General features: G+C 64.5%; 16 protein-coding genes. 9 read left to right on the plus strand and 7 right to left on the minus strand.

Annotated elements, in window-relative coordinates; all coding sequences use genetic code 11:
* Positions 1–61 precede the first annotated feature (61 nt).
* The 4 genes from ACR9ZN_RS21010 to ACR9ZN_RS21025 all read right to left on the minus strand — a co-directional run bounded on the left by ACR9ZN_RS21010 (position 62) and on the right by ACR9ZN_RS21025 (position 4,095).
* Positions 62–739: an HAD family hydrolase gene (locus tag ACR9ZN_RS21010; RefSeq protein WP_481273093.1), complete on the minus strand. Its 678-nt coding sequence runs from the start codon at positions 737–739 to the stop codon at positions 62–64.
* Entirely contained in the window at positions 736–2,235 is a 1,500-nt protein-coding gene (locus tag ACR9ZN_RS21015) for an FGGY-family carbohydrate kinase (protein ID WP_481273094.1), read from the minus strand. Before ACR9ZN_RS21015 ends, ACR9ZN_RS21010 begins: the two co-directional genes overlap by 4 nt.
* Before the next feature lie 194 nt (positions 2,236–2,429).
* Positions 2,430–3,230, minus strand: a complete 801-nt coding sequence (locus tag ACR9ZN_RS21020) for a BtpA family protein (RefSeq protein ID WP_434958381.1) — start codon at positions 3,228–3,230, stop codon at positions 2,430–2,432.
* A 19-nt stretch (positions 3,231–3,249) separates the two neighbouring features.
* Positions 3,250–4,095, minus strand: coding sequence for a DeoR/GlpR family DNA-binding transcription regulator (locus ACR9ZN_RS21025; protein WP_481273095.1), 846 nt, complete (start codon positions 4,093–4,095; stop codon positions 3,250–3,252).
* Between the two features lie 436 nt (positions 4,096–4,531).
* Between ACR9ZN_RS21025 and ACR9ZN_RS21030 the strand changes: the two genes are divergently transcribed.
* Positions 4,532–5,311 carry an SDR family NAD(P)-dependent oxidoreductase gene (locus tag ACR9ZN_RS21030; protein WP_481273096.1) on the plus strand — a complete coding sequence of 260 codons (780 nt, stop codon included), beginning with the start codon at positions 4,532–4,534 and terminating at the stop codon, positions 5,309–5,311.
* A 5-nt stretch (positions 5,312–5,316) separates the two neighbouring features.
* Here the strand turns inward: ACR9ZN_RS21030 and ACR9ZN_RS21035 are convergent, their stop codons facing one another.
* Positions 5,317–6,588 (minus strand): ROK family protein, encoded by a 1,272-nt coding sequence (locus ACR9ZN_RS21035; protein ID WP_454816337.1) that lies wholly within the window; start codon positions 6,586–6,588, stop codon positions 5,317–5,319.
* A 349-nt stretch (positions 6,589–6,937) separates the two neighbouring features.
* Here ACR9ZN_RS21035 and ACR9ZN_RS21040 point away from each other — a divergent pair, with 349 nt between their 5' ends.
* The 5 genes from ACR9ZN_RS21040 to ACR9ZN_RS21060 all read left to right on the plus strand — a co-directional run bounded on the left by ACR9ZN_RS21040 (position 6,938) and on the right by ACR9ZN_RS21060 (position 12,746).
* Positions 6,938–8,374 carry an extracellular solute-binding protein gene (locus tag ACR9ZN_RS21040; protein ID WP_434958385.1) on the plus strand — a complete coding sequence of 479 codons (1,437 nt, stop codon included), beginning with the start codon at positions 6,938–6,940 and terminating at the stop codon, positions 8,372–8,374.
* A gap of 186 nt (positions 8,375–8,560) precedes the next feature.
* Positions 8,561–9,478: a carbohydrate ABC transporter permease gene (locus ACR9ZN_RS21045; protein WP_441771118.1), complete on the plus strand. Its 918-nt coding sequence runs from the start codon at positions 8,561–8,563 to the stop codon at positions 9,476–9,478.
* A 10-nt stretch (positions 9,479–9,488) separates the two neighbouring features.
* Positions 9,489–10,322 (plus strand): carbohydrate ABC transporter permease, encoded by an 834-nt coding sequence (locus tag ACR9ZN_RS21050; RefSeq protein WP_434958387.1) that lies wholly within the window; start codon positions 9,489–9,491, stop codon positions 10,320–10,322.
* Between the two features lie 7 nt (positions 10,323–10,329).
* A complete protein-coding gene (locus ACR9ZN_RS21055; RefSeq protein ID WP_434958388.1) occupies positions 10,330–11,370 on the plus strand; it encodes a Gfo/Idh/MocA family protein in 1,041 nt (346 codons plus the stop codon).
* Between the two features lie 191 nt (positions 11,371–11,561).
* The gene (locus tag ACR9ZN_RS21060) at positions 11,562–12,746 is read left to right on the plus strand and encodes an ABC transporter ATP-binding protein (RefSeq protein WP_481273097.1); all 1,185 of its coding nucleotides are present in this window, start codon (positions 11,562–11,564) and stop codon (positions 12,744–12,746) included.
* Between the two features lie 123 nt (positions 12,747–12,869).
* Here the strand turns inward: ACR9ZN_RS21060 and ACR9ZN_RS21065 are convergent, their stop codons facing one another.
* Complete coding sequence (locus tag ACR9ZN_RS21065) at positions 12,870–13,772, minus strand: LysR family transcriptional regulator (RefSeq protein WP_434958390.1); 903 nt, start codon at positions 13,770–13,772, stop codon at positions 12,870–12,872.
* A 162-nt stretch (positions 13,773–13,934) separates the two neighbouring features.
* On the opposite strand from ACR9ZN_RS21065, the gene ACR9ZN_RS21070 reads away from it, so the two are divergent.
* Entirely contained in the window at positions 13,935–15,134 is a 1,200-nt protein-coding gene (locus ACR9ZN_RS21070; protein WP_481273098.1) for an MFS transporter, read from the plus strand.
* A gap of 97 nt (positions 15,135–15,231) precedes the next feature.
* Entirely contained in the window at positions 15,232–15,771 is a 540-nt protein-coding gene (locus tag ACR9ZN_RS21075) for a DUF2569 domain-containing protein (protein ID WP_454816346.1), read from the plus strand.
* A gap of 2 nt (positions 15,772–15,773) precedes the next feature.
* On the opposite strand, the gene ACR9ZN_RS21080 is transcribed toward ACR9ZN_RS21075, so the two are convergent.
* Complete coding sequence (locus ACR9ZN_RS21080; RefSeq protein WP_481273099.1) at positions 15,774–16,814, minus strand: carbohydrate kinase family protein; 1,041 nt, start codon at positions 16,812–16,814, stop codon at positions 15,774–15,776.
* Between the two features lie 494 nt (positions 16,815–17,308).
* Here ACR9ZN_RS21080 and ACR9ZN_RS21085 point away from each other — a divergent pair, with 494 nt between their 5' ends.
* The gene (locus ACR9ZN_RS21085; protein WP_481273100.1) at positions 17,309–17,782 is read left to right on the plus strand and encodes a hypothetical protein; all 474 of its coding nucleotides are present in this window, start codon (positions 17,309–17,311) and stop codon (positions 17,780–17,782) included.
* Positions 17,783–17,872: the final 90 nt, after the last annotated feature.

Consider the following 17,872-nt stretch of genomic DNA (forward strand, 5'->3'; position numbering starts at 1 on the left):
TTGATTGAATCACTTCAAATCGCAAAGACGCGTCGGACCAAAGAGCGAGAGCAAAGAGCATTCACACCTGAACGCGCTTTGCTTTTGATGGAACGGCCGAAGCGGCCGGCGCGAGCACGAAGGCCCCGAGATCGCGCATATCGGAGAAGACGATGTCGGCGCCTGCAGGCGCATTGCCGCCGACGGTATGGAAGGCGGTGACGAGGCCCGCAGCCTTGGCCGAGGCGAAACCCGTATGGCTGTCTTCGACGCCGAGAACATGAGCCGGCAAAGCTCCAAATCTCCGGCATGCCGTCGCATAGGGTTCGGGATCGGGCTTGCCCTTGGCGACATCATCGAGGCTGATCGAGAAGTCGATGAAAGGCAGGATGCCGAGCCCGGTGAGATTGGCATCGACCACGCGGCGGCTCGAATTGGAGACGCAGGCCTGTCGGATACCGGCGGCAGCGAAGCGGCGCACGAGATCGAGCACGCCCGGCAAGGGTTTCAGCGTGTGGGCACGGGCGATGTAGTAGTCGACGATTGACGTACCCCAGCTTTCTTCCGTGACCCCGGCCGGCATGCGGCTCTCCAGCATGCGCCAGACATCGCCCATATGGATGCCGCGGAAACGGTCGTCATGCAGGTCCGACATGTCGATGCCGAGATCGTGGCTGATGGCGTTGAGCGCCTCCTGGTGCAGCGGCTCGCTGTCCACCAGCGTGCCGTCGATGTCCCAGGCGATGGCCTCGATTCTCATACATCCTCCTCACGAAGCCGGCGATAGAGGCCGCGGAAGGCCCGGTACCCCGCTTCATAGACTGCCTTGTTCTGCGCATTCGGCTCGATCCGGTCGCGCAGGCTGATGAAACGCGAGACTTCGGGCCATTCCGAGGCAAGCCCCGCCCCGATGGCCGCCGTCCAGGCGGCGCCGAGGCAGGAACCGGGATGGCCGTTGAGACGCTGCAGGGGAACCTGCAGCACGTCGGCGACGATCTGCATCCAGACCGCGCTGTTCGAACCGCCATCCGAAACCAGGTAATTGGTGGTGGCGTGCCCCATGTCGTTCAAAGTCTCGACATGATGGCGGATAGCGTAGGCATAGGCCTCGAGCAAGGCACGCCAGAGATGGGGGAGGCCGGTCGCCAGGCTGAGGCCTGAAAAGGCGCCGCGGATGACGGGGTCGTGGATCGGCGTCTTCTCGCCGAGGAAATAGGGCAGCACGGCAACGCCTTCGGCCCCGGCCGGAATGTTGGCAGCGAGCCGGTCGAGATGCTGGTGCAGGCTGAGGCCCTCCCGGGCAGCCGCCTCGCGCTCTCCGCCCGCGAAGGTTGCCGCAAACCAGTTGAGCCCGGAACCGCCGGTCGCCATGCAGCCATTGGGCACGTAAAGCCCCGGCACCAGATGGTAGTCGAGATACATGCGCGGATCCGGCGTCACCTTGTCGGAGGCGATCAGCACGTCCGCCGAGCCGCCGAACTTCAGGAGCACGTCGCCGGGCGCCACCACGCCGGCGCACAGGGCGGAGGCGATATGGTCGGCCGCCCCGCCCACCACCGGCGTTCCGGCGTTGAGGCCGGTGGCTGCCGCCGCCGCCTGCGTCACCGAGCCGAGAATCTGGTGGGACAGCCTGCGCGGCGGCACGGCGCTGCGCGGGATATGCGCGAGTGCCACCAGGTCATCGGCGATGTCCTGGCTGGAAAGATCGGTAAAGCCGGCTTCGAGCGCCCAGTTCTGCTCGACCGCCCTCACGCCGGTCAAGCGCCAATTGATATAGTCGTAGGAGCCGAACACGGTGGCGATGCGCGCAAAGCCATCCGGCTCGTGCTTCTCGAGCCAGCGCAGCTTGGCCGTCACCAATTGCTGGTTGATGCCGTTGCCGGCCCGGGCCAGGAAGGCGTTCTCCGCGATCTCCGCGGCAAGCTCGGCAACTTCCTCCCCGCAGCGCCCGTCGCTCTGCTGGATGCTCGGGCGGATCAGATTGCCATCCCCGTCCAGCAGCACCACGGCCGGGAGCATGCCGGTGACGCCGACGGCATGGATCTCGTCAGGCGCGATGCCGCTCGTGGCAATTAGCTCACGGGTGATGGCACAGGCATTCTCCCACCACTGGTTCGGATCCTCCTCCGCCCAGCCTGCGTGAGGCGAACGCAGCGTCACGGGACGGGAGGTGAGGCCGAGCACCTCCGAGGGCAGTCGGATCAGGATGCCGATGGTGGAGGTCGTGCCAATGTCGAGGCCGAGGACGCAGGGCATGGAAAAACCTTGGAGCGCGGACATCTCAGCGACAGGCATGCATGTCGCGGTGGCCGCTCTTGGAGACGGTTCATTTACAGAACGGGTAGATTCAGCGGTTGAGGCCCGCATCTACCCGTTTTGCTAGAGTGGCGGTGCAAGAGCGGGCATCGCGACAGGCATGCATGTCGCTGCGAAGTCCGCGCTCCCAGGGATCACGCCAGCGGCGCCACCTTGTCCATGAAGCGCTTCACCCGCGCCGGATCGACGGCGTTCCAGGTATTGCCGTCGATCTTGAAATGGGTGCCGATGATCACGCCGGAGGCCACCGAGAGCACGTCGGCGACATTGTCGATGTTGACGCCGGTATTGGCGAAGACAGGGACATCCTTGACCGTCTCGGCCACCTTCTTCAGGTCCGCTGCGGCAGCCGGCTGGCCGGTGAGCGGGCCGGAGACCAGGATGGCGTCGGCAAGAGAGGAGAACACGGCGCTGCGGGCGCGCAGCTCGATCGGCCGGCTATCCAGCGAGGAGGCGAATTCGGCATTGATGTTGTAGAGCAGCTTGAGGTCCGGACGGCCGACTTCGCGGCGCAGCTTGTGGGCATCGGCGGCGTTGGGCTGCCACAATCCCATGTCGGAGGCGAACAGACCGGTGAAGATCTCGCGGGCGAAGGAGGCACCGGTCGCCCCTGCGATCGCCACCGAGGCGGTGGGGTCCCACAGATAGTTCACGCCGAACGGCACCTTGAGCAGCGGCTTGAGCGCGGTGACGATCGCCGTCATCGCCGCCGCGGATTCGATCGGAGCCTTGAAGCGATAGGGCCGGTCATTCTCATTGCCGAACATGACGGCATGCACGCCATTGTCCTGCAGGTTCTCGATATCCCTTGCGGCATCGTCGATGAGCTTGTTCACGCCGCCCTTCGCATCGAAGAGCGGGGCGCCGGGCAGCGCGCCGATATGCACCATCGCGATCACGGCCTTGCGGCGGGGGCCGAGGAAGTCGAAAACCATCGATAACTCCTGTCGAAACTTAAGGTTCTGAGAAAGCCGGCGCCTCCTGCCCGGCGACAACGACCTGGACACCGGCCCGATCGAGGGGCTCGGCGAGGTGTTCGGGCAAGGCAGCGTCGGTGACGAGGACGTGGATCTGCCCGTAAGGGCCGACCTGCACGAGGGAGCGGTGGTCGAACTTGGAAGAATCGCACAGCACCACCACCTGGCGGGAGCGCTCCATGAAGGCGCGCTTGATCTCGGCATCTTCGAGCGTGTAGTCGAAAATACCCTGCGCCGTGATGCCGGAGACACCGAGGAAAACGGCGTCGAGCCACAGGGTCGAGAGCTGCGAGCTCGCCATCGGCCCGCATACGGAAAACTCGTGCGGACGGATCAGCCCGCCGAGGGCGTAGACCGGGCTCTTGCCATTGGCCAGCAGCCCTGCCGTGCGCAGATTGCTGCAGAATAACCTGAGCCCGGGCCGGTCGAGCAGTTCGCGGGCGAAGCGATGGGTGGTACTGCCGGTGTCGATACCGATAGTCTGCCCTGGCTGCACGAAGCTTGCTGCCGCGCGCGCGATCTTCTCCTTGGCATCGGCCTGGCGCCGTCCGCGGACCTCGAAGGCGGGTTCCTCGGCGTCGAACGCCGTCTCGGGTGCCCGCGCCGTCGCCCCGCCATGGTCCCTGCTGATCAACCCGCTTTCGGCAAGGCGGTCGAGGTCGCGCCTGATCGTCATTTCCGAAACCTGAAGCTCCGCCGCCGCATCGGATACGTTGATGTAGCGGCGCTGGCCGATCATCTGGATCAGCCTGTCGCGCCGCGCCGTTGCCGGGATCCGGGAAGCATTCGTCATCACGGGCGTCATCTGCATTCTCTTCGCCATGTTCAGCTGCATTCAGATTGCCCTTGTAGCGCCCACAAAGGCAGCATGCACTATGACGAAATCGAACATATTCGATCACAAGATGTAACATCTTCGATCAGGTAGCAAGCCCCATCTGCACAAAGCGTAGGAATTTTCCGCCGATAAGCACAGACCCAACCGGCAAGGCTCACATAGGAGCGCGCGGCCACACCAAGGCTGCCTCACCGCCAGGGTAACCCGCCAAAACTTGTCCACAAGGGAGGGTTTCGACCATCTGGTGATTATTTGCGCTCAATCACCGCCCAAAATGACGGACAGCATCCCGCGACGACTCGACGTTCGCACCTCTCCTCCGTTTTCATGGCAATCGGCATTCATGATGCCAACATTTACACTTGTGCGATAACGCTCGATTGTGTTTCAATATGTTCGAAATCTACTCAGAAGCGGGAACATGTCGATGCAGGATCTGGCCGGAAAACGGGCAATCGTAACGGGCGGCGCCTCCGGCATCGGTGCGGCGATCGCCCGCCATTTGGCCGGCCTGGGCGTCAGGATCGCCGTGGCCGATCTCGACGAGAAGCGGGCGTCGGAGCTGGCGTCCAGCCTGGGCACCGGTCATCGCGGCATCGCCATCGACGTGCGCAAGCGCGCTTCGGTCGAGGCGGCTTTCTTGGCAGTCGCGCAGGATTGGGATGGCTATGACCTCCTGATCGGCAATGCCGGTGTCTCCACCATGAACAAGGTGGTCGATCTCACCGACGAGGAATGGGACTTCAATTTCGACGTCAACATTCGCGGCATCTTCCTGACCAACCAGACCGCCGTGCGCCATTTCCTCGAAGCGGGCCGCAAGGGCACGATCGTCAACACAGCCTCATTGGCCGGCAAGGTCGGCGCGCCGCTGCTGGCGCATTATTCGGCTAGTAAATTCGCCGTCGTCGGCTGGACCCAGGCAATCGCCCGCGAGATGGCGCCGCACGGCATCCGCGTCAACTGCGTCTGCCCCGGCTTCGTGCGCACCTCGATGCAGGAGCGCGAGATCGAGTGGGAGGCCAAGCTCCGGGGCATCACGGCAGAGGCCGTGGCGGCGGACTATATCGCGCAGACCCCGCTCGGGCGCATCGAGACGCCGGAGGACATCGCGCCTCTCGTCGCCTTCCTCGCCTCGGAAGGCGCCGCCTTCATGACCGGTCAGGCCGTGAACGTTACCGGCGGCGTCTATATGGGCTGAAGCCTTCACAGCGCGAAATGCAGCAACTCAGAGAGAATCAAGCCGGCGGCCCCTTTTAGCGCCGCCCGGTCTTCGAGGTCACCCATGACGAGTTGGATATCGTTGCCAGGGCGCCATGGCACGAGGTCACGCACATGAGCGGTGATCGCCGCCAGCAGGGCCGCGCCGGCACCGACGACATCGCCATGCAGCACGAAGAAATTCGGTGCCATGGTCTGCTGCAGATTGGCGATGCCGATGGCGATGTTGCGGGCATAGAGATCGAGGAGGCCGGCTGCCGCACCGCCATTCTCCGCCGCCAGCGCGGCGAGGCTGCGCGAATCCAGGGTATCGGGCGAGGGAAGATGGCGTTGCCGGGCCTGTCCGCGCAGCCAGCCCACAGTGGCGATCGTCTCCCAGCATCCCCTGCGTCCGCAGCGGCAGGTCGTGCCATCCACCTGGACGAAGGTGTGCCCGAGCTCCCCGCCGGCCCCCGCCGGCCCGCGATAGAGATGGCCGTCCAGGAAGATGGCGCCGCCCAGCACGTCCCCAGTATAGATCACCGCGAAATTGCGCTTGCCACGCCCGATGCCGAACCAGCGATCGCCAACCAGGAGGGCTCTGGGATGATGATCGACGCGCACCGGCAGGCCGAATCGGCGCGCCAGAGTGGGACCGAGGGGAAAGCCGTCCAGCAGAGGCGCCAAATTGACCGCGACGATCGTGCCGGTATCGGTGTCGATCATGCCGCCTGCCGCCACGCCGATGCCGAGCGGCGCACGATGGGCAAGATCGAGGACCTGCCCGACGCAATCGAACACGATGTCGATCAGGGGCTCCACCGTCGCGGCATCCTCAGGGAAGGGGGCCCGGACTTCCGCCGCGATGGTGCCGTCCAGCGACACCAGGCAGCAATGCACGCCGTCATGCATGAGCAAGACCGCGCAGATCGGGGCGGCGTCCTCGGAAAACCAGATCGGTCGCGCCGGCTTGCCGCCACCCTCCTTCGAGGGCAGAGGCTCGCCTTCCACCAGCATACCCTGGTCGATCAGGGGTTGGATGATGCCGGTGATGGTGGCGCGGTTGACCCCGACATGCCTGGCCAGTTCGGCACGACTGGTCGGGCCGAGATCGAACAGGACCTGGAGGACGCGGCCACGATTGGCGAGGCCGATGGAGGTCGAGGAAATCAAGCCCTGCCGCCGGGTCTCGAGGCGAGGCGTGTCGTCGAACAAGTCGTTCAGCGCGGCCAGGCCGCCGCGTTCGCCATCGGACGAAAACCTATCTTCGGACGCCATGGCCGCCAGTCCCGAACTGAAATGCCTGCGAGGACCGACGGTCGTTGCAGGAAAACGAATTGCTCGCCCAGTCTTAGTGCCAGCGCGCCGGAATGTCCCCCATGGTTTCCCGCGCATCCCGCCCATAATCGCAAGGCTTCGTCTTGACGATATAGTTAGTTTGTGTGAGCATCAAACATATTAGAGAAACCGGCGGGATACAACCGGTCATTATGAGGGGCATTCGTCCAGGTGCTCCCAACTGGTCAGCGTTCAAGCAATCAACCGAGGCGGCAGGGCCATTGGCCTGACCCGACCTCGCAACAACAAGAACTGCACCACCAGACCGACATCAGAGGAGAGAACGAGCATGGTTACGACACCTGAGATCTCACGCCGCGCCTTGCTTCGCAGCACGGCTGCCTTTGCAGGCGCCGCCGCCCTGGGCCTGAATTCCGGGCGCGCCTCCGCACAGGGCAAGACCTTGCGGGTGCTACTGGCGGGCGACCCCTTCTACTATGCCATCCAGGGCCTCGCCGATCAGTTCAAGCAGGAGACCGGCATCGAGCTACAGATCGAGAGTATCTCGCTGGAAGCCCTGCAGGCCCGCCTCACTTCTTCCTTCATCTCCAACCAGCCCGACGCCGACGTCATCTCCGTCGACCAGATGTGGCTCGGCCAATATCTGGAAAGCCGCTGGATCCTGCCGCTCAACGATTTCATCAAGGCGGACAAGGACACCGACATCAAGGATTTCGTGCCTGAGGTGCTCTACTCCATGAACACCTGGCGCGGGCAGGTCGGCACGCTGCCGGTGGCGACCTATGGCCAGTGCGTGCTCTATCGCAAGGACTTCGTCGAGTCTGCCGGCGTGAAGATCCCCGAGGACGGCTCCTGGAGCTGGAGCGACTATCTCGACATCGTCAAGAAGCTCAACGGCAAGGAGTTCGACGGCAAGAAGATGGCGGGCACCGTGCTCGCCGGCCAGCAGCCCGCGCCCATCGTGCACATGTATACCCAGCTCGCCGCGAGCTCCGGCGTGCGCTGGTTCAAGCAGTTCCCCACCGGCCAGTGGGACTTCACGCCCACCATCAACACGCCGGAGAATGTCGAGGCGCTCAAGCTCTTCCTCGAGCTCTACAAGAACTCCCCGCCCGAGGCGATCGGCTACAATTGGTTCGACGCCGGCATGCGCTTCGCCAAGGGCGATGTCGGCATGTTCTATTGGTGGACGCCTTATTCCTATCTCTGCCGCAAGGACGGCTACATGTCCGGCAAGGATTCGGTGGTGGCCGACAAGCTCGGCATCACCCGCCTGCCCCGCTCCCCCGGCAAGGACCAGGTGGTCTCGATCGGCGGCCACAGCCTCGGCATTCCCTCCAACACGGCTAACAAGGACGGGGCCTGGAAGTTCATCAAATGGGCGACCTCGGCCAAGACGCAGAAGGCCATGGCGCTCTATACCAAATATGGCCACCAGTTCTCGGACTTCGCTCGCCCCTCGCTCTACGAGGATGCCGACCTGTTGAAGATCTATCCCTATCTGCCCGCCCAGATCGCCGATCTCAAGCGTGGCAACGGCAAGATCGTGCGGCCGCCCTGCCCTGTCTACACCACGCTCGAGGGCATTTACGGTCTCAACCTCAACAAGGTGCTGTCGGGCGACACCGCGCCGGATGCCGCGCTGAAGGACACCGAATCCTTCTTCTCCAACATCCTGACCGGCAATTTCCTCATCCCCTACAAGCAACCCACCTATGACGATACACTCGACGCGACCAAGGCCTTGATCGCCTCGCTCGCGTGAGGGTGGGCACGGCCCGCCGGGTCTCCCACCGCGCGGGCCGTGCCGCACTTCACCCTCCCCTGGAGGGGGAGGGTCGGACGAAGTCCGGGGTGGGGTGACAGCTCAACCACCTCGAAATTTCACCCCACCCCGACGCTATCGCGTCGACCCTCCCCCTCCAGGGGAGGGTGAAGAGGGGACACGCCCATGACCATCGCCGAAACATCAGCCATCCCGGCCCGGCCGAAGCGCCGGGTGCCGGCCTTTCTGCCCTATCTGTTGATCAGCCCCTCGATCATCCTGCTGCTGGCCCTGATCGCCTTCCCGCTGCTCTTCGCGCTCAAGAACAGCTTCTATTTCTGGAACCTGCAGATGAGCCCGGTGCCGATGGGCTATATCGGCGGCGGCAATTACGAGATGGCGTTCTCGAACTCCTTCTTCCTGGGCGCCTTGTGGAACACACTGCTGCTCACTTTGGTGGGCACCGCCATCGAATTCTGCCTGGGCCTGGCCATCGCCCTCCTGCTGGTGAAGAAGCTGCCCGGGCTCAATCTCGCCCGCGCCTTGCTGATCATGCCGACCACCATCGCTCCGATCGTGGTCGGCTTCCTCTTCCGCTACATGTACGATCCCAATGGCGGCCTGATCCCCTGGATGCTGTCCTCGGCCGGCATTCCCTTGCCGGCGCAAGGCCTGCTCGGCTCGGGCAGCACGGCGCTCTGGGCCATCCTGTTCGCCGACATCTGGCAGTGGACGCCGTTCTTCGCCATCGTGCTCTATGCCGGCCTGCTCTCGGTGCCGCCCGACATCATCGAGGCCGCCCGCCTCGACAAGACCTCGGCCTGGGCGATGCTGATGCGCATCAAGCTGCCGCTGATCCGCAAGACGGCGCTGATCGTGGTGATGCTGCGCTTCATGCAGTTGTTCAACACCTTCGACCTGGTGCTGGTGCTGACCAAGGGAGGACCGGGATCCTCCACCCGAACGCTGGGCTACAGCCTCTATCAGCAGGGCCTCGTCGACTTCAACATCGGACTGTCCAGCGCCATGACCTGGATGATGGTCATCATCGTCAACGCCATCATCGGCCTGTTCGTCTTCTTTGCCTTCAAAGACCTGGACTGAGGAGCCAACCATGCGCAAGGGCAAGAAACTGGCCGGTACCGCGGTAAGCTATGCGCTCACTTTGCTGCTGCTCGCCTTCTTCATCGGCCCGATCCTGTGGTTCGCCTTGCTCGCGATCCGCCCGTCCGACACCTTTTTCACCATGCCGCCGGTGCTGGCCTTCAAGCCGGACTGGACCTCGCTGCACTACACGTTCGGCAATCCCGGGAACAACCTGCCCCAGCTCGTCAACAGCCTGATCGTCGCCATCGGCGCGGTGCTGCTCAACCTGCCCTTCTCCCTGCCGGCGGCCTATGCGCTGTCGCGTTTCCGCATCCGCGGCCGCAAGAACATCATGCTCTGGTATCTCGGCCTCTTGATGGCGCCGCCCGTGGCCTTCCTGATCCCCTATTCGATCCTGGCAAGCTCGGTGGGCCTCAAGGGCAGCTATTTCTCCATGATCCTAATCATGCAGACGCTGACCATCCCCTTCTCGATCTGGCTGATGAAGAGTTTCATCGACGAGGTGCCGGTCGAGATCGAGGAAGCCGCGCGCGTCGACGGCGCCAAGACGCCGGCCATCGTGCTCAAGATCGTGCTGCCGCTGGTGCGGCCCGGCATCATCGTCACCTCGATGTTCGCTTTCGTCTTCGCCTGGAACAACGCCGCCTTTCCTCTGGTGCTGGCCAACCGGGCGACCGCGACCCTGCCGGTCGGCACGCTGCAATATTTCGGCACGGCCGGCGTGACCTGGGGCTTCATCGGCGCCGCCGCCCTCGCCGCCATGCTGCCGCCGATGATCATCTTCCTGGCGCTCGACCGCTATGTCGTGCGCGGGCTCACCTTTGGTTCCGTTAAAGGATGAATTGTTGATGTCTAGCCAGAAATCCGCCCGCTTCGGTGTCGTCGGCGCCGGCCTGTGGGGCTCCTTCCACTGCAAGACGCTGAACGCCATTCCTGGCGCCGAGCTCGCAGCGGTGTGCGATCTCAATCCGGAGCGCGGCGCGGAAATGCAGCGCCAGTTCGGGGCGAAGAAAGTCTATCAGGACTTTCGTGCTCTCATCGCCGATCCCGATGTCGAGGCGGTGACAGTGGCCACGCCAGACTTCGCCCATGCCGAAATCGTGCTGGCGGCCATCGAGGCCGGCAAGCATGTCATGAGCGAAAAGCCATTGGCGACCACCCTCGCCGAGGCCGAGCGCATCGCCGAAGCCGCCGCCAGGAGCGGGGTCAAGGTGATGGTGGACTTCCACAACCGCGTCAACCCGGCCGTCCACACGGCGAAGGAAACAATCGCCCAGGGTGAGATCGGCAAGCCGCTGCATGCCTCGGCCCGGCTCTCCAACACCGTCTTCGTGCCCTTCGAGCTCTTGTCCTGGGCAAGCCGTTCCTCCGCTTTGTGGTTCCTGGGCAGCCATGCGGTCGATGCGCTCTGCTTCATGCTGGATGCCGATGTCGTCAAGGTTCAGGCGATGGTGCGCCGCGGCCATCTCGCCGCCCACGGCGTCGACACCGCCGACGTCCATATCTCGCTGCTGGAATTCGACAATGGTGCCATCGCCACGTTGGAGAACAGCTGGGTGCTGCCATCGGACCTGCCACTGGTCTTCGACTTCCGGGCCGAAATCGTCGGCGAAAAGGGCTCGCTGCAGCTCGATACGGCCCAGAACGGCGCCTTCCGCAAATATGCCGGCGCCGGCCTCAAGACCGCCGACCTGCTCGGCGTGACGCCTGCCGCTGGCGGGCGCATCGGCGGCTTCGTGATGGAGGCCATCGCCCGCTTCGTCGATGCCGTCACTACCGGCTCCCCCGTGCTGGCCGATGCGACGGACGGTCTCAAGGTTACGCGCGTGCTCGCGGCCATCGAGCAGGCCGCCGCCAGCGGCAACGCCGTGACGTTGGCGAAGGGCTGAGGAAATACCCTCACCCTGGAGGGGGAGGGTCGACACGCAGTGTCGGGGTGGGGTGATTTTACGGCTGAAGTACATGGTAGCCGATCCGTCGAATCATAGAGAGGCGGCTTTCACCCCACCCCGGCCTTTCAGGCCGACCCTCCCCCTCCAGGGGAGGGTAAAGGTCGCTTCCCCCAAAAGGCAGGTGCTTGATGGCAACTCTCTCCTTCAAATCCGTCGGTAAACGCTTCCCGGATGGCACGCTGGCGCTCGCCAATGTCGATCTCGACATCAGGGATGGCGAATTCCTGGTGCTGGTCGGCCCCTCGGGATGCGGCAAGTCGACCTTGCTGCGCAGCGCCGCCGGCTTGGAGGACCTGTCGCAGGGCCAGGTGCTGATCGGCGGCCGCGATGTCACCAATGCCGATCCGGGCGACCGGGACGTCGCCATGGTGTTCCAGAACTATGCGCTCTACCCGCATATGGACGTCTATGAGAACATGGCCTTCGGCCTCGGCCAGCGCAAAGTGCCGCCGGCGGCGATCAAGGAGAAGGTGGAAAAGGCCGCCCGCATTCTCGATCTCACCCCTCTGCTCAGGCGCAAGCCCGGTGCCCTGTCCGGCGGCCAGCGCCAGCGCGTCGCCATGGGCCGGGCCATCGTGCGCGATCCGCAATGCTTCCTGATGGACGAGCCTCTTTCCAATCTCGACGCCAAGCTGCGCGTGCAGATGCGCGCGGAACTCAAGCTGCTCAACGCCCAGCTCGGCGTCACCACGCTCTATGTCACCCACGACCAGGTCGAGGCCATGACCATGGGCGATCGCGTCGCGGTGCTGCGTCCGGTGACGAAGGAGGGCGAAAGCAATCTCCAGCAATGCGCCCCGCCGCGCGAGCTCTATGAGAACCCGGTCAACCTGTTCGTCGCCGGCTTCATCGGCTCGCCGGCCATGAATTTCTTCGCTGTGCGCCTCGGCGAGGAGGCCGGCGCCGCCTTTGCCGCGATTGCCGGCACCTCGCTGCGCCTGCCCCTACCGGCGGGACTGCTTCAAGCCAATGCCGGGCTCGCCGCCTTCAAGGGTCGCGACGTCATCCTCGGCCTGAGGCCCGAGAGCTTCCGCCTGCCCGTTGCCGCGGGTGAAGGCATTTCCTGCGAAGTGCTGCTCACCGAGATGACCGGCGCCGACGCCTATATCTTCTTCGACCTGCCCGCCGCCTCGTCGGTGGCAGGAACCGTCCGGCTCGCCACAGGATCGGAGGCGGGTGCCGGCGCAGCCAACCGCATCACTGCGCGCGTCGAGCCGGCCCGGCTGCCTGAACGCGGCGCCCATATCGAGATCGGCGTCGACATGGGCCAGGCCCGTTTCTTCGCGCCCGACACCGGCCTCGCGCTGCGATAGGTTGAAAAGCGCTCCGTCATCCCCGGCGGGGCTATAGGCCCCGGGAAGGGGATCCAGGGGCCTACGTCGCAGTGATTGCCCCTCGATTCCCTTCCCTCGCTTCGCTCGCCGGGAATGGCAGCTTCAGGGAGGGTCGAGGGGCGGTATCAGGTCGCTCGCCGCCAGGAAGTCCACGAAAGCGCGCAGCTTGGGGGACAAGTGCCGGCTGGACGGCCACATCACCTGGATGCGGGTGGCCGTTTCGAGATAATCGCCGAGTACGCTCACCAGCGTTCCCGCGCGCAACTGCTCCCGGACGGCCAGATCGGGGACGCAGGCAAGGCCGAGCCCCTCTTCCGCCAGGGTGATCTGCGGCTCCAGCGTGTTCATCACCATGCTGACAGGCAGGTCGATATCCAGCCATTCTCCGTCCCGACGCAGCGGCCATCTGTCGAGCTTGCCACTCGTCCGGAAGCGATAGACGAGACAGGCATGCCCGCTCAGATCCTCGGGGCGCCGGGGCAGGCCGGCCTGGTTGAAATAGCCGGGAGATCCGACGATGGCCCGGCGATAGAAGCCGAGCGTGCGGCTCATCAGGCGGGAATCGGCCTGCTCCCCCGTGCGGATCACCGCATCGAAACCGTCCTCGATCACATCGACGAGCTGGTCGGAGAAATCGAGTTCGATCTCAATCAGGGAATAGAGCCGCCGGAATTCGGCCAGCTTCGACATGAAGCGCAGCCCCATCGAGGGCAGGCTGATGCGCAGTTTGCCCTGTGGGGCGGCTTGGTTGCGGGCGAGTTCGGTTTGCGCCGCCTCGAATTCACCGAGGATGCGTCGGCAGCGTTCGAGGAACAGCGTGCCTTCCGCCGTCAGGGTGACGCTGCGGGTCGAACGGTGAAACAGGCGCGTGCCCAGCCGGTCCTCCAACCGCGCCACCGCCTTGCTGACGGCGGAAGGCGAAATGCCGAGCCGCCGGCCAGCCTCAGTAAAGCCGCCGGCATCCACCGCCTGCACGAAGGCATTGAGAGCGCCCAGACTGTCCATGAAGGTTCCTGCATTGAGCACTTGTGATATAAATGTCAAAAGTGTTTTGCACTATAGCCTGTTATTCGTTCTCGGGAAAATAGCTAGAGTCCCGGCCGTACGGCCGGCAAGTCGCCTCCTGTGAAGGGCCCTTTCCATGGCCTTCCCTCAGGAGTTCTTGCAATGAGTTCGACTGTTTCGATCGGCGGCCCTTCGCCCGCCGTCGATCGCCTGCCGGTCGGCGGGCTGCTGGCCCTTGCCATGGCCGGTTTCATCACCATCATGACGGAGGTGATGCCCGCTGGACTGCTGCCGCAGATGGGCGGGAGCCTCGGCGTCTCCGACGCCGTCGCCGGCCAGTTCGTCACCACTTATGCGGCCGGTTCGCTGGTGACCGCCATTCCCTTGATGACGCTGACCCAGGCCCTGCCACGGCGCCTGTTGCTGCTCATCGCCATCATCGGCTTTGCCGCACTCAACGCCGTCACGGCCGTGTCCTCGAGCCTTCCCGTTACGATGGTGGCCCGTTTCCTCGCCGGAGCCTGCGGCGGCCTGGTCTGGGCCTTGCTCACCGGCTATGCCGCCCGCATGGCGCCCTCGCATCTTGCTGGCCGGGCCATTGCCCTCACCGGCATTGGCGCGCCGCTGGCCTTTTCGCTCGGCGTGCCGGCCGGCACCTTCATCGGCACCTTGATCGGCTGGCGCCTCGCCTTCGGCCTGATGAGCGTGGTGGCCCTGCTGCTGGCTGGCTGGATCCTCGCCGTCCTTCCCGATTTCGCCGGCCGCCGCCAGGATCAGCGCCTGGCGCTGCGACCCATCCTGAGCCTGCCCGGCATCAGGCCGATCCTCGCCGTGATGGGGCTCTTCGTCGTCGCCCACAACCTGCTCTACACCTATATCGCCCCCTTCCTGGTACCCTCGGGCCTGGCCGAGCGGGTGGATGTCGTGCTGCTGTGCTTCGGCCTGGCCGGGCTGGCGGGCCTGTGGGTGGTGGGGGCCCTGATCGACCGGCGCCTGCGCCTGATGGTGCTGGGCAATCTCGTCCTTTTCGGCGCCTGTGCGGTCGCTCTCGGCCTGTGGCCGGCTTCTCCCGTCGTCGTGCTGGCCGCCGCGGCCGTGTGGGGCATGGTCGCCGGCGGCATACCGACCCTGTTCCAGACGGCGTCGGTGCAGGCGGCCGGCGAAGCAGCCGATGTCGCCCAGGCCTTGTTCGTCACGGTCTGGAACAGCGCCGTGGCGCTGGCCGGCCTCACCGGTGGCCTGCTGCTCGGCGCCCTGGGCGCTTCAGCCCTGCCCTGGGCCATGGTGAGCCTGCTGGCCCTGGCCTGGCTCACGGCCTGGCTGGCGAGGTCGACGGCCTTTCCAAAGCCTCCTGCGATCTGACGGGCGCCGCGAGAATCGCCAGGACGCCGGCCGTGCGGTGTTGCACAGGCAGGCATGGGCGTTCGATTATGATCCCCGGCGGCGGCAGGGGGACAACATGACCAATTCGAGCGACACCATAACGGCAGCAGCACAAGTACAGGACGGGCCACGCGGCATCGGCGGCTGGATGATCCTGCCGATCATCGGCCTGGTCGGGACCTTGGTGTTCACCTTGATCAACCTCTATGGCGTCGTCACGGAATGGGAAGGCATCAAGGCCATCATCGCCGGCGAGAACCAGACGACGGCGGCCTTGAGACTGCCGGTCGCGGCATCATTCCTTGGCGGCCTTGTGCTGATCGGCCTCGCTGCCCTGTGCCTCTATCGCATCTTCACCTATTCGCCGAGCGTACCCCGCCTGATGACGATCTTCTATATCGGGCTGGTCGTGGTCTCGTTGGCGGAACTGGCCGGGGACTCCTATGTCTCGAGCCTGACCAACACGCCGAGCGATCCGACCCATATCAAGGATCTCGTCCGGGCGCTGGTCGGTTCGGCGATCTGGATTCCCTATTTCCACCGCTCGCGCCGGGTCGCCAACACCTTCCGTACGCAGGAGGCCGCCGTCGATCGCAAGATCGGCGAAATCTTCTGACCTCAGCCGATCTTGTCGTTCCAGCCCCATTCATCCGCGAGGGCGAGGCATTCGCGCCAGGAAGCCACAGCGTCGCAGGTCGTCACCGAGCGCAGCGATGCCGCCGCAGCGGCGTGGGCGAGCGCCAGGCAGCGCCGGAGGTCCCAGCCCTCGTGAAAGCCATAGAGAAAACCGGCGGCAAAGGCATCACCCGCCCCGTTGGCGCCGGCGATGACCTGCTTGGGCACACGGATGGAGGGCTGGGTGACGATGTCGCCGTCCCGGGTCACGGCGACCGCGCCCGTCGGAAAATGCGCCGCCACCACTTGGCAACTGCCGGTTTCCAGGACCTTTCGCGCGGCGTTGATGCAGGCTTCCACCACCGTGCGGTCATCCCGCACCGTCTCTTCCTCGCCGATCGCTCCCATCTCGCTGTCATTGACGATGAGAAGATCGAGATGGGCCAGCAGCGGACGAACCAGTTCGCGGAGCCGTGCCGGCGAAGCGGTGGCCAGTTCCAGATTGGTGATGAGGCCTGCCTGCCTGGCCTTGCGCAGCACGGTCAGCCAGCCATTGGCATCGCCGTTCCAGGGGACATCCATCGTCTTGTGCACGCCGGGCAGACCGAGATGGAGGATGCGTCCCCGTGTGTCTGTGAAATCGAAATGCTCCGGCGTCATCAGCGAGGCTGCGCCGGGATTGAAGATGTGGGTGCGCCGGCCGCTGCGTTGGGAGGTATAGGCATCGGTGTGCAGCGTACGGGCATCGCGGGTCATCGCCAGGCGGCGGCGGTCGATGCCATAGCGATCGGCCTCGGCATGGAGCAGGCGGCCATCCTCGTCGTCGCCGATCAGCCCCTGCGTCTCCACCCACATATTCGGATCGAGGCGCTTGATATCGATGGCGAGGTTGCAGCCCGAACCGCCGCCCCGTGATTCCTCGTGCAGGATTTCGACGAGGCCGTCTTCACCCGGCCAATACTCCACCAGTTTGTTGCCGTCGACGCACCAGGTTCCGGCCGTGATGATCCCGGAACGCGTCGAGGCTGGACGCTCACCCTGCATTTCCTCTACCTGTCGAAATGTCCGGTTGCCATGAATCGCGATGACGACTCACCGGCTGCCCGAGTTTATTTGTAGCGAAAAGAAACAATCATTCGAGGCCATTTGCAATGGCGCGATTGCCGAGCCTGGGCGGCGCGTGTCCAGCTGCGCATCAACCTCGAGTAGTATCGCGCAGCGAATACTTGCCGGAACCGGGCGGTTGCAGCGATCGGCCCATGCTCTTTTCAGCTGAACGACATACACCGGAAATCCCCGACTTGGAATTGTCCAGGTTCGGGCCGCCTCGTCATTTCATGACAAACGCGTCGTTTTGTGCTATCATCTCAAGATCTTAGACGGCTCTACCCGCCAAGATGAACGCCACATGAACGGCGTTGATAGCAAGAGTTCATCTATTCTGGCTTAATGGTTAACTTAAGGTAATTTCCAGGTGGAGAGGCTGCCCGCCGGCCCTGGTACGACGAAGGCCGGAGCCACCTCTCAAGGAGTGTTCCATGTTTCGCAAATTACTAGTGGCCGCATTGGCGGCCGTCACCCTGAGTGCTGCGAGTTTGACGGCGACAGCTCCGGCCGAAGCGCGCAGCAACGGTTATTTCTTTCCCCACCATGGCGGTGGCGGCAACTGGGGCGGCGGTGGCCGTCACTGGGGCGGTGGCTGGGGTGGCAATCGCTGGGGCGGCGGTGGTTGGCGCGGTGGCGGCTGGGGTGGTCGTCACTGGGGCGGCGGCGGACGGCGTTGGTATGGCCGCGGCTACGGCCGGGGCTGGCGCGATGATGGCTGGGGCTTAGGGGCCGGCCTGGCGCTCGCTCCCCTGTTGATGACGCCCGGCCTCTATGGCGGCTATGGCGGCGGCTATTACGACGACGGCTATTATGATTATGCACCGGCCTGCCGCTGGCGGCGGGTGCGGATCTACACCGATTATGGCTGGCGCATCCGCCGTCAGCGTGTCTGCTACCAGTACTGAGCGTTTTCATGCCCCTCCCGTCTCTCGCCGCTACCGCAGCTGGAGGTTGGAGGGGCGATGCGTCTTGCAGTGTCTCTCGTGACTTGTGGA

The organism is Labrys sp. HAY1-8F (assembly GCF_056754975.1).

Excerpts from the sequence above, each read along its gene's own strand:
- ACR9ZN_RS21010 (WP_481273093.1), bottom strand. The coding sequence starts at position 739 with ATGAGAATCGAGGCCATCGCCTGGGACATCGACGGCACGCTGGTGGAC.
- ACR9ZN_RS21015 (WP_481273094.1), bottom strand. The coding sequence starts at position 2,235 with ATGCCCTGCGTCCTCGGCCTCGACATTGGCACGACCTCCACCATCGGC.
- ACR9ZN_RS21020 (WP_434958381.1), bottom strand. The coding sequence starts at position 3,230 with ATGGTTTTCGACTTCCTCGGCCCCCGCCGCAAGGCCGTGATCGCGATG.
- ACR9ZN_RS21025 (WP_481273095.1), bottom strand. The coding sequence starts at position 4,095 with ATGGCGAAGAGAATGCAGATGACGCCCGTGATGACGAATGCTTCCCGG.
- ACR9ZN_RS21030 (WP_481273096.1), top strand. The coding sequence starts at position 4,532 with ATGTCGATGCAGGATCTGGCCGGAAAACGGGCAATCGTAACGGGCGGC.
- ACR9ZN_RS21035 (WP_454816337.1), bottom strand. The coding sequence starts at position 6,588 with ATGGCGTCCGAAGATAGGTTTTCGTCCGATGGCGAACGCGGCGGCCTG.
- ACR9ZN_RS21040 (WP_434958385.1), top strand. The coding sequence starts at position 6,938 with ATGGTTACGACACCTGAGATCTCACGCCGCGCCTTGCTTCGCAGCACG.
- ACR9ZN_RS21045 (WP_441771118.1), top strand. The coding sequence starts at position 8,561 with ATGACCATCGCCGAAACATCAGCCATCCCGGCCCGGCCGAAGCGCCGG.
- ACR9ZN_RS21050 (WP_434958387.1), top strand. The coding sequence starts at position 9,489 with ATGCGCAAGGGCAAGAAACTGGCCGGTACCGCGGTAAGCTATGCGCTC.
- ACR9ZN_RS21055 (WP_434958388.1), top strand. The coding sequence starts at position 10,330 with ATGTCTAGCCAGAAATCCGCCCGCTTCGGTGTCGTCGGCGCCGGCCTG.
- ACR9ZN_RS21060 (WP_481273097.1), top strand. The coding sequence starts at position 11,562 with ATGGCAACTCTCTCCTTCAAATCCGTCGGTAAACGCTTCCCGGATGGC.
- ACR9ZN_RS21065 (WP_434958390.1), bottom strand. The coding sequence starts at position 13,772 with ATGGACAGTCTGGGCGCTCTCAATGCCTTCGTGCAGGCGGTGGATGCC.
- ACR9ZN_RS21070 (WP_481273098.1), top strand. The coding sequence starts at position 13,935 with ATGAGTTCGACTGTTTCGATCGGCGGCCCTTCGCCCGCCGTCGATCGC.
- ACR9ZN_RS21075 (WP_454816346.1), top strand. The coding sequence starts at position 15,232 with ATGACCAATTCGAGCGACACCATAACGGCAGCAGCACAAGTACAGGAC.
- ACR9ZN_RS21080 (WP_481273099.1), bottom strand. The coding sequence starts at position 16,814 with ATGCAGGGTGAGCGTCCAGCCTCGACGCGTTCCGGGATCATCACGGCC.
- ACR9ZN_RS21085 (WP_481273100.1), top strand. The coding sequence starts at position 17,309 with ATGTTTCGCAAATTACTAGTGGCCGCATTGGCGGCCGTCACCCTGAGT.